The sequence below is a fragment of the Pseudoxanthomonas mexicana genome (assembly GCF_010093385.1).
Lineage (GTDB): Bacteria > Pseudomonadota > Gammaproteobacteria > Xanthomonadales > Xanthomonadaceae > Pseudoxanthomonas_A > Pseudoxanthomonas_A mexicana.
Genome location: NZ_PDWV01000030.1, coordinates 37654 through 47525, shown reverse-complemented (window position 1 = coordinate 47525; position 9872 = coordinate 37654). Strand labels below are relative to the sequence as shown.

The following is a 9872-nucleotide window of genomic DNA, read 5'->3' as shown; positions in this document are numbered from 1 at the left end:
CGGGGTCGGGAGTGGTGTATATGGGCCAGTTCAGGGTTTGATCCTTAACATTCAGCGGCTTATGTCCGCGAATACGCCCGAGCTGCTGGATGCGTGGCGCATGGTCGCGAACCGGCGCAGCTTCGAAGGCCGCCTGCCGTTGTCTGCCATGACCCGCCTGCAGGGCCTTCTGGCCGATACCGAAGGCGACGTGCGCTACACGGTGGAGTTCGACCACGATGCGTTGCGGGTCCCGTACCTGGAACTGCACATCGAGGCCGGCCTGCCGTTGGTATGCCAGCGCAGCCTGCGGCGTTTCGTGCTGCCGGTGGTACTGACGCAGCGGTTGGGTCTGGTGCGCAGCGAGGAGGAAGAGGCCGCGCTGCCGCCCGACTACGAGGCATTGCTGGTGCCGGAAGACGGCATGCTGCGCCCCGCCGACCTGGTGGAGGACGAACTGGTCCTCGCCGTGCCGGTGGTGGCGGTGGACCCGGCGTCCGACGCGGTGGAACGCGAATGGGCGGCGGACGAAGAAGAGGTGGCGAAGACCAGTCCGTTCGCGGCACTGGCCTCGCTGAAGAAGAACTAGCCGCTACGGCGGTCTGGCAACACGAACCGCAAGGTTCACCAACAGATACGAGAGCTGGAGCAATCCCATGGCTGTGCAGAAATCCCGCGTCACCCCGTCCCGTCGTGGCCAGCGTCGTTCGCACGACGCGCTGACCGCCAAGCAGCTGTCCACCGACCCGACCACGGGCGAGACGCACCTGCGCCACCACGTGACCGCCGACGGTTACTACCGCGGCAAGAAGGTCATCGCCACCAAGACCTCGGCGGTCGAGGAAGATTGATCCATGCAGCGCGCCCGCCCACTGGCCGGGCGCGCCTTCCGCATGATCGATGACAACCTGGGCCCGCGGTCGGGCCGGCAATGGGAGCGTGCATGAGCGAGCCGGGCAACAAGGGGCGCATTTACGCGCGCATCGCCGGAACGGGCAGCTATCTGCCTGAAAAGGTGCTGACCAACGAAGACTTGGCCAAGCTGGTCGACACCAGCGACGAATGGATCCAGTCCCGTACCGGCATCCGCGAACGCCACATCGCCGCCGAAGGCCAGACCGCTGGCGACCTGGGTTACCAGGCCGCGCTGCGCGCGCTCGAAGCCGCAGGCGTGGATGCCTCCGATATCGACCTGATCGTCGTCGGCACCACCACCCCCGATCTCATCTTTCCGTCCACCGCCTGCCTTATCCAGGCGCGCCTCGGTGCGACCGGCTGCGCTGCGATGGACGTCAACGCCGCCTGCTCGGGCTTCATCTACGCGCTGAGCGTGGCGGAGAAGTTCATCCGCTGCGGCGACGCCAAGACCGCGCTGGTCATCGGTACCGAAACCCTCAGCCGCATCGTCGACTGGACCGAGCGCACCACCTGCGTGCTGTTCGGCGACGGCGCCGGCGCTGCCGTGCTCAAGGCCGACACCGAGACGGGCGTGCTCAGCACGCACCTGCACGCCGACGGCAGCAAGAAGGAACTGCTGTGGAACCCGGTGGGCGTGTCGGCCGGTTTCAACAAGGACGAGCCGAACAACGGCATCCGCATCCACATGAAGGGCAACGACGTCTTCAAGTACGCCGTGAAGGCCCTGGATGGCGTGGTCGACGAGACGCTCCAGGCCAATGGTCTGGACAAGCACGACCTGGACTGGCTGATCCCGCACCAGGCCAACCTGCGCATCATCGAGGCCACGGCCAAGCGCCTGGACATGTCGATGGACCAGGTGATCGTGACGGTCGACAAGCACGGCAACACGTCGTCCGGTTCGGTGCCGCTGGCGCTGGATACGGCGATCCGCTCCGGGCGTGTCGAACGCGGCCAGTTGCTGCTGCTGGAAGCGTTCGGCGGTGGCTTCCCCTGGGGTTCCGTGCTGCTGCGTTACTGAGCCGCGCGCACGCACCTCCCGCCTGAGGAAAGGCGACGCTTCGCAGCGTCGCCTTTCGCGTTTTTGGCGACTTCATCGTGCGTTCGCGCGGTGCCCGCCATGGCGTGCGACACCTTGCCGCAGGCGCGTGCGCAATACGCCCCGGTACAGACAATCCGGCAGGTTCGCCCGTATCATCGCGGCCTGTTTTCACGCAGGGTGTCCTAGTGACTTCCACGCATCTCGCTTTCGTGTTCCCGGGCCAGGGTTCGCAGTCCGTCGGCATGCTGGCCGAACTGTCCGAGCTGCATCCGATCGTGCGCGAGACGTTCGCCGAAGCCTCCGACGGCGCGGGTGTGGACTTGTGGGCGCTGTCGCAGGGTGGCCCCGAGGAAATGCTCAACCGCACCGAATACACCCAGCCTGCGCTGCTGGCCGCCGGCATCGCCGTGTGGCGTGCATGGCAGCAGCAGGGCGGCCCCGCGCCGGCGCTGCTGGCCGGGCACAGCCTGGGCGAGTACACCGCACTGGTCGCCGCGGGTGCGCTCTCGCTGAAGGATGGCGCGCACCTGGTGCGCCTGCGCGGGCAGCTGATGCAGGACGCCGCACCGACGGGCGTCGGCGCGATGGCGGCCGTGCTGGGCGCCGAGGAGGCGCTGGTGGCCGAGGTGTGCGCCTTGGCCTCCGACAGCAAGGTGGTCGTACCGGCGAACTACAACTCGCCCGGCCAGATCGTGATCGGCGGCGACAGCGAAGCGGTCGAGCGCGCCATCGCACTGCTCACCGAGCGTGGCATCCGCAAGGTGGTGAAACTGGCCGTCAGCGTGCCGTCGCATACGCCCCTGATGCGGGAAGCGGCGAATCGACTCGCCGAGGTGATGGCGGGCCTGTCATGGCAGGCGCCGTCGCTGCCGGTGGTGCAGAACGTCGATGCGAAGGTGCACGATGGCGTGGACGCGATCCGCGACGCGCTGGTGCGCCAGCTGTACCTGCCGGTGCGCTGGACCGAATGCGTGCAGGTGTTGGCCTCGCACGGTGCCACGCGTATCGCCGAATGCGGCCCCGGCAAGGTGCTCGCGGGACTGGTCAAGCGCATCGACAAGGGCCTGGATGCGCGAGCCATCGGGGGGGTGGGCGACTTCGAAGGCGCGCTCGCCGAGTGGCGCGCCTGACCTTCGCCGCACCCGATCCCTTATCCTGATTCGCCGCGTCCGCGCGGACCGTTCCGAGGACATCACATGAGCAAGCCCCTGCAGGGTGAAGTCGCGCTGGTCACCGGCGCCAGCCGCGGCATCGGCGCCGCCATCGCCGATGAACTGGCGGCACAGGGCGCAACCGTCATCGGCACCGCGACCACGGCGTCCGGTGCGCAGGCCATCGGCGAACGCATGGCGGGCATGGGCGGCCATGGCCGCCAGCTCGACGTGACCGAAGCGGCCGCGGTGGATGCGCTGATCGACGCCATCGCCAAGGAATTCGGCGCCATCTCCATCCTGGTCAACAACGCGGGCATCACCCGCGACAACCTGCTGATGCGCATGAAGGACGAGGACTGGCAGGCCATCCTCGACACCAACCTTACCAGCGTCTACCGCACGTCCAAGGCGGTGATGCGCGGCATGATGAAGGCGCGCAAGGGCCGCATCATCAACATCGCCTCGGTGATCGGCGTGACCGGCAATGCGGGCCAGGCGACCTACGCCGCGGCCAAGGCCGGTATCATCGCGTTCTCCAAGTCGCTGGCCAAGGAAATCGGCAGCCGCGGCGTGACCGCCAACGTGGTCGCTCCCGGTTTCATCGCCACCGACATGACCAAGGACCTGCCGGAAGAGACCAAGAAGGCGCTCGGCGAGCAGATCGCGCTGGGCCGCCTGGGCGAGCCTTCCGACATCGCCCACGCGGTGGCCTTCCTTGCGGGTCCGGCGGCCGGCTACATCACCGGCGAGACCCTGCACGTCAACGGCGGCATGTACATGCCGTAAGAATTAGCTGTAAGTGGTTGATTAGGTGGCGTTTGGCGATACCTGCCCGGCGTCCCCGGTTTCCACTACACTATCCCCGGTTTGCCTTCGCCCGGCGTCGGCAGAATCCAACAAGTCACCCATCTCCGTCTGGAGCGAATCCATGAGCAGCATCGAAGAACGCGTCAAGAAAATCGTCGTCGAACAACTCGGCGTGAAGGAAGAGGAAGTCACCACCAGCGCATCGTTCGTCGATGATCTGGGCGCCGACTCGCTGGACACCGTTGAACTGGTGATGGCGCTGGAAGAAGAGTTCGAATGCGAAATTCCGGACGAGGAAGCCGAGAAGATCACTTCGGTGCAGCAGGCCATCGACTACGTCAAGGCGCACGTCAAGGCGTAAGTCCGGCGTCTGCAGCAAACCGTGTCGGGGCCGCGCATGCGGCCCCGCGCGTATCCGGCCCCCATGCGCCCGCGTAGGGCGCGGCCGCCAAGAGTCATGAGGAATCCGATATGAGCCAGCGTCGTCGCGTCGTCATCACCGGCATGGGCCTGGTGTCCCCCCTGGGCAATGACATGGCCACCAGCTGGGACGGCATCGTCAACGGGCGTTCGGGCCTGGGCCCGATCACCACCTTCGACACCGAGGGCTACAGCACGAAGATCGCGGGCGAGATCCGCGGTTTCGACCCGACCGCCTTCGTGCCGCCGAAGGACGTGAAGAAGATGGACTCCTTCATCCATTACGGCCTGGCCGCGTCGCTGATGGCGATGGAAGACGCCGGGCTGGAAGTGACGGAGGCCAATGCCGAGCGCATCGGCGCCATCATCGGCGCGGGCATCGGCGGCATCCTCGGCATCGAGGAAACCGCGGTGAAGCTGCACGAGGGCGGCCCGCGCAAGATTTCCCCGTTCTACATCCCCAGCACCATCATCAACATGCTGCCGGGCCACCTGAGCATCATGAAGGGTCTGAAAGGCCCCGGTTATTCGGCGGTCTCGGCGTGCGCCACGTCGAACCACTCCATCGGCATCGCCATGCGCACCATCCAGTACGGCGATGCCGACGTGATGATCGCCGGCGGTGCCGAGCGCGGTTCGTCGCCGACCTCGGTGGGCGGTTTCTGCGCGATGAAGGCCATGTCCACCCGCAACGACGATCCTGCACGCGCCTCGCGTCCGTGGGACAAGGACCGCGACGGCTTCGTGCTGGGCGACGGCGCCGGCATCCTGGTGCTGGAGGAATACGAACACGCCAAGGCGCGTGGCGCCCGCATCTACTGCGAGCTGGCGGGCTTCGGCGCCTCGCAGGACGCCTTCCATATGACCGCGCCCAGCGAGAACGGCGAAGGCCCGTCGCGCTGCATGCTGTCGGCGCTGAAGGACGCCGGCCTGAATGTCGACCAGGTGGAATATCTCAACGCGCACGGCACCTCCACGCCGCTGGGCGACCTGGCCGAAACGCTGGCCATGAAGCGCGCGCTGGGCGACCACGCGTACAAGATCATGGTCAGCTCCACCAAGTCGATGACCGGCCACCTGCTGGGTGCGGCGGGCGGCGCGGAAGCCATCTTCTCCGTGCTGGCCATCCACCACGGCATCATCCCGCCGACCATCAACCTGGACGAGCCGGGGGAAGGCTGCGACCTGGACTACGTGCCGCATACGGCGCGCGAGAAGAAGATCGACGTGGCGATGTCGAACGGCTTCGGCTTCGGCGGCACCAACGGCACGCTGGTGTTCAGGCGGATCTGAAGCGGTGCCGGAAAAATCGACGACGTCACCCCGGCGAAAGCCGGGGCCCAGCGTCTTACGCTTCTACTGCAGGACAAGGCACTGGGTCCGGCTTTCGCCGGGATGACGAAGCCATGATCGAAACGCGCGCTCTTCCGTCGGACACCGACCTGCTGGCCGTGCATCGGCTGGATCCGCAGCGCTATCCGGTGCTGCTGGAATCGGTCGCGTCGGGCACCGCCCAGGGCCGTTGGGACATCCTGTTGGTGGCCGATGGCACGGGGCTGCGGCTGGATGCTGACGGCGTCACCCGCGATCTGCAGGGCAACGCGGAGACCGGCGACTTCCTTGCCGCGCTCGATCGGCACTGGCTGGCCGAGCGCATGCCGCGCGAGGAGCCACGCTGGCCGTTCCGAGGCGGCTGGGCCTTGCTGCTGGCGTATGAGTTGGCGCAGCAGGTGGAGCCGGTGCTGCAATTGCCCCGTGGGGCCGCGGCGCACCCCGTCGCCCTCGCACTGCGCTGTCCCGCCGCCGTACTGCGCGATCGCAGCACCGGCGATTGCGTGGTCGTGGCGGAAGCGGGGCAGGGCGACCTGATGGCACGCACGGTGGCCGACGTGGCGGTAGCGACGCGACAGCCGGACCTGCTCATGTGGCAGCCGCCGTCACGCATCGACGAGGACGCGCCGGAGCGCTTCACCGCAGGCGTGCAGCGCATCCTCGATTACCTCCGTGCCGGCGACATCTCCCAGGTCACTCTCTCGCGCCCCTGGCATGCGCGCTTCGAGGCGGACCTGGATCCGGCCGCGCTGTACGCCCGCCTGCGCACCGCCAATCCCGCGCCGTTTGCAGGCCTGTTCGCCACGCCGGGCTGGACGGTGGTGAGTTCATCGCCCGAGAGGCTGGTCTCGGTGCGTGGCGAGGTGGTGGAGACGCGCCCGATCGCCGGCACCCGCCCGCGCTTCGAGGGCGACGACGACGCGGCACGCATCCGCGAACTCGTCGGCCACCCGAAGGAACGCGCCGAACACGTCCTGCTGATCGACCTGGAACGCAACGACCTGGGCCGCGTCTGCACCCCGGGCAGCGTGCAGGTGGACGAGCTGATGACGGTGGAGAGCTACGCGCACGTGCACCACATCGTCAGCAACGTGCGCGGTCACCTGCGTGCGGATGCGACGGCCGGCGACGTGATCCGTGCCACCTTCCCCGGGGGCACCATCACCGGCTGCCCGAAGGTGCGCTGCATGCAGATCATCGCGGAACTGGAACAGGTCCCGCGCGGCGCCTACACCGGCGCCTTCGGCTGGCTCAACCGCGACGGCGATCTGGACCTGAACATCCTGATCCGCAGTGCCGAAATCCTCGCCGAGGGAACGGGCAGCGTGGCCCGCTTCCGCACCGGGGCCGGCATCGTCGCCGATTCGGTCCCGGAAAAGGAGCTGGACGAGACCCGCGCCAAGGCCCGTGGCGTGCTGAAGGCGCTGGAAGGCTGACCCCGCGCCTACAGCCTGAGACGGCGACCGGGTATCCTGCACAACCCGCTTCAAGCACCGAGGACTACGTGGCGTCAGCTCTCAAGCGCGGTTGCCGCTTCATCGTCATCCTGTTCGCCCTGCTGCTGGCCGTGGCGGTGGGTGCCGGCCTCTGGCTGGGGCAGGGGCATCGGGGGTTCGCGGATGCGCCCATCGGCGGCACGACGGCCGATGCGACGGTGGAAGTGGCCTCGGGCGATGCCTTCCCCACGGTCCTGCGCAAGCTGCGCGAGAGTGGGGTGTCGCATGGCACCGACCTGCAGTGGCGCCTGCTGGCGCGCCAGACGAACACCGCCAGCCAGCTGAAGGTCGGCGAGTACGCCCTGGCGCCCACGCTGACCCCGCGCGAACTGCTGCAGCGCATGCGGGAGGGCCGCACGCTCCAGTACCGGTTCACGCTGGTGGAGGGCTGGAACATCCGCCAGGTCCGCGCGGCGCTGCGCAACGCCTCGCCCCTGCAGCAGAAGACCGCGCAGATGAGCGATGCCGAACTGATGGCCGCGCTGGGCCACCCCGACCAGCATCCGGAGGGACGCTTCCTGCCCGAGACCTACGTCTATACGCGCAGCGAGTCCGACCTGGACGTGCTCAAGCGTGCCTACGCCGCCATGGAGAAGGCACTGGCCGCGGCCTGGGAAGCGCGAGCGCCCGGCATCCCGCTGCAGTCGGCGGAGGAGGCGCTGATCCTGGCCTCGATCATCGAGAAGGAAACCGGCATCGCCGAGGAACGTCCCGCCATCGCCGGCGTGTTCGCGCGCCGGCTGAAGATCGGCATGCCGCTGCAGACCGATCCCACCGTCATCTACGGCATCGGCAGCGGCTACGACGGCAACATTCGCCGCCGCGACCTGACCACCGACACGCCCTACAACACGTATACCCGCAAGGGGCTGACGCCCACGCCGATCGCCATGCCCGGTGCGGATGCGCTGCGGGCGGCAGTGAATCCGGCCGACGGCGATGCGCTGTATTTCGTCGCAGTCGGCGACGGCAGCGGCCGGCACATCTTTTCGGCCACGCTCGCCGAGCACAACGCCGCCGTCGCGCGCTACCTGGTCACCCGCCGCGAGACCCTGCGCAAGGCGGAAGCGCCATGAGCGAGGCCGTGCTGACCCAGCCGCGCCTGGTCACGCTGGAAGGCGGCGAGGGCGCCGGCAAGACCAGCGCCATCGCGGCCATCCGCGACCGCCTGCAGGCGGCCGGCCACGAGGTGGTGCTGACGCGCGAACCCGGCGGTACGCCGCTGGCCGAGCGCATCCGCGAGTTGCTGCTCAATCCGCAGGACGAAGCGCTGGCGCCGGAGACCGAGCTGCTGCTGATGTTCGCCTCGCGCGCGCAGCACGTGCGCGAAGTGGTGCGCCCTGCGCTGCGTCGCGGCGCGTTCGTCGTCAGCGACCGTTTCACCGATTCCAGCTATGCCTACCAGGGCGCGGGCCGCGGCCTGGACCCCGAGTGGATCGCCGCCCTCGAGCGCCGCGCCGTGGGCGTGAAGCCGGGGCTGACCCTGCTGCTCGACCTGGACGTGCGCGAAGGCCGAGCGCGCACCGCCGGCCGCGACCTGTGGCCGGACCGGATCGAGAGCGAGCAGGACGACTTCTTCGAGCGCGTGCGCGCCGGCTTCCGCGCGCGCGCCGCTGCCGAGCCGCAACGCTTCCGCGTGATCGATGCGGCGCAGCCGCCGGCAGGCGTCGCGGCCGCGGTGGAAGCGGCCATCACCGCCTATCTGCGTACGCTGACGGACAGCGACCTGGCATGAGCACGGCGTTCTCCCCCTGGCAGCAGCGTGCGTACGACCACGCGGTCGCGGCGCTGGAGGCTGGCCGCCTCGGCCACGGCCTGCTGGTCTGCGGCCCTGCGGGGTTGGGCAAGCGCGCGGTGGTGGACCGCCTGGCGCGCCGCGTGCTGGCGCAGCAGCGCGATGCACGCGGCGAACCCGCGCCGAACGACCGCAGTGCGCACCTGATCGAGGCCGGCACCCATCCCGACCTGCAGGTGGTGTCGTTCGCGCCCACCAAGGACGGCAGCAAGCTGCGTACCGAGATCGTCATCGACCAGGTGCGCGAGGTCGCGCAGAAGCTGGCGCTGACACCGCAATACGGCCAGGCGCAGGTGGCGATCCTCGATCCCGCCGACGCCATCAACCGCGCGGCCTGCAACGCACTGCTGAAGACGCTCGAGGAACCCGCCCCGGGCCGCTATCTGTGGCTGGTCAGCGCGCAACCCGCGCGCCTGCCGGCGACGATCCGCAGCCGTTGCCAGCGCATCGAGTTCCGCCTGCCCCCGCACGATGAGGCACTCGCCTGGCTGCGGGCGCAGGGCCATGCCGAGGCCGACGCCCAGCGCGCCCTGGACGCCGCGCGCGGCCATCCCGGCCTGGCGGACGACTGGCTGCGCCACGATGGCCTGGCCCTGCGCGAAGCCGTCGCGCGGGACCTCAAGCGGCTGGAGCAGGGCGAGATCGGCGTGGTGGAGACCGCGCAGCGCTGGGCCAACGATGAACTGGCCGATGCGCGCCTGCGCCATGCCGCCGATCTTGCGCTGGAGCAGGCGGGTCGCATCGGCTTGACCGATCCGGCCCGATTGAACAAGCTGGCCACCTGGTTCGACGCCGCCAATCGTACCCGCGACCTGTTGCGGACCACGGTGCGCGCCGACCTGGCCATGGTGGAACTGCTGCTGGCGTGGGCCGGCAGCGACCGCGGGCGCGCCGTCGGCGCGCGGCGCGGCTGACCGACACGCACGGAG

The 9872-nt window shown here is 68.8% G+C and carries 11 protein-coding genes; all 11 read left to right on the top strand.

Annotation, left to right across the window (positions count from 1 at the left end; translation table 11 throughout):
• Window positions 1-61 precede the first annotated feature (61 nt).
• The 11 genes from CSC76_RS11920 to CSC76_RS11870 all read left to right on the top strand — a co-directional run bounded on the left by CSC76_RS11920 (window position 62) and on the right by CSC76_RS11870 (window position 9857).
• Entirely contained in the window at window positions 62-568 is a 507-nt protein-coding gene (locus CSC76_RS11920; protein ID WP_162110225.1) for a YceD family protein, read from the top strand.
• Between the two features lie 67 nt (window positions 569-635).
• A complete protein-coding gene (gene rpmF / locus CSC76_RS11915; protein WP_056880637.1) occupies window positions 636-830 on the top strand; it encodes a 50S ribosomal protein L32 in 195 nt (64 codons plus the stop codon).
• 92 nt (window positions 831-922) lie between these two features.
• Window positions 923-1918, top strand: coding sequence for a beta-ketoacyl-ACP synthase III (locus tag CSC76_RS11910; RefSeq protein WP_162110224.1), 996 nt, complete (start codon window positions 923-925; stop codon window positions 1916-1918).
• Window positions 1919-2124: 206 nt separating this feature from the next.
• The gene (gene fabD, locus CSC76_RS11905) at window positions 2125-3069 is read left to right on the top strand and encodes an ACP S-malonyltransferase (RefSeq protein ID WP_162110223.1); all 945 of its coding nucleotides are present in this window, start codon (window positions 2125-2127) and stop codon (window positions 3067-3069) included.
• A gap of 66 nt (window positions 3070-3135) precedes the next feature.
• The gene (gene fabG / locus CSC76_RS11900; protein ID WP_162110222.1) at window positions 3136-3879 is read left to right on the top strand and encodes a 3-oxoacyl-ACP reductase FabG; all 744 of its coding nucleotides are present in this window, start codon (window positions 3136-3138) and stop codon (window positions 3877-3879) included.
• Window positions 3880-4021: 142 nt separating this feature from the next.
• Window positions 4022-4261 (top strand): acyl carrier protein, encoded by a 240-nt coding sequence (gene acpP / locus CSC76_RS11895; protein ID WP_014161144.1) that lies wholly within the window; start codon window positions 4022-4024, stop codon window positions 4259-4261.
• Between the two features lie 110 nt (window positions 4262-4371).
• Complete coding sequence (fabF, locus tag CSC76_RS11890) at window positions 4372-5613, top strand: beta-ketoacyl-ACP synthase II (RefSeq protein WP_162110221.1); 1242 nt, start codon at window positions 4372-4374, stop codon at window positions 5611-5613.
• Between the two features lie 113 nt (window positions 5614-5726).
• Entirely contained in the window at window positions 5727-7088 is a 1362-nt protein-coding gene (locus CSC76_RS11885) for an aminodeoxychorismate synthase component I (protein WP_162110220.1), read from the top strand.
• Window positions 7089-7156: 68 nt separating this feature from the next.
• Window positions 7157-8224 carry an endolytic transglycosylase MltG gene (gene mltG, locus CSC76_RS11880; RefSeq protein WP_162110219.1) on the top strand — a complete coding sequence of 356 codons (1068 nt, stop codon included), beginning with the start codon at window positions 7157-7159 and terminating at the stop codon, window positions 8222-8224.
• Window positions 8221-8883 carry a dTMP kinase gene (gene tmk / locus CSC76_RS11875; protein WP_162110218.1) on the top strand — a complete coding sequence of 221 codons (663 nt, stop codon included), beginning with the start codon at window positions 8221-8223 and terminating at the stop codon, window positions 8881-8883. Before mltG ends, tmk begins: the two co-directional genes overlap by 4 nt.
• On the top strand, window positions 8880-9857 hold the full coding sequence (locus CSC76_RS11870) for a DNA polymerase III subunit delta' (protein ID WP_162110217.1): 978 nt from the start codon (window positions 8880-8882) through the stop codon (window positions 9855-9857). Before tmk ends, CSC76_RS11870 begins: the two co-directional genes overlap by 4 nt.
• Window positions 9858-9872 lie beyond the last annotated feature (15 nt).

Coding starts and splice junctions, on each gene's coding strand:
- CSC76_RS11920 (WP_162110225.1), top strand. CDS start 62: ATGTCCGCGAATACGCCCGAGCTGCTGGATGCGTGGCGCATGGTCGCG.
- rpmF (WP_056880637.1), top strand. CDS start 636: ATGGCTGTGCAGAAATCCCGCGTCACCCCGTCCCGTCGTGGCCAGCGT.
- CSC76_RS11910 (WP_162110224.1), top strand. CDS start 923: ATGAGCGAGCCGGGCAACAAGGGGCGCATTTACGCGCGCATCGCCGGA.
- fabG (WP_162110222.1), top strand. CDS start 3,136: ATGAGCAAGCCCCTGCAGGGTGAAGTCGCGCTGGTCACCGGCGCCAGC.
- acpP (WP_014161144.1), top strand. CDS start 4,022: ATGAGCAGCATCGAAGAACGCGTCAAGAAAATCGTCGTCGAACAACTC.
- fabF (WP_162110221.1), top strand. CDS start 4,372: ATGAGCCAGCGTCGTCGCGTCGTCATCACCGGCATGGGCCTGGTGTCC.
- CSC76_RS11885 (WP_162110220.1), top strand. CDS start 5,727: ATGATCGAAACGCGCGCTCTTCCGTCGGACACCGACCTGCTGGCCGTG.
- tmk (WP_162110218.1), top strand. CDS start 8,221: ATGAGCGAGGCCGTGCTGACCCAGCCGCGCCTGGTCACGCTGGAAGGC.
- CSC76_RS11870 (WP_162110217.1), top strand. CDS start 8,880: ATGAGCACGGCGTTCTCCCCCTGGCAGCAGCGTGCGTACGACCACGCG.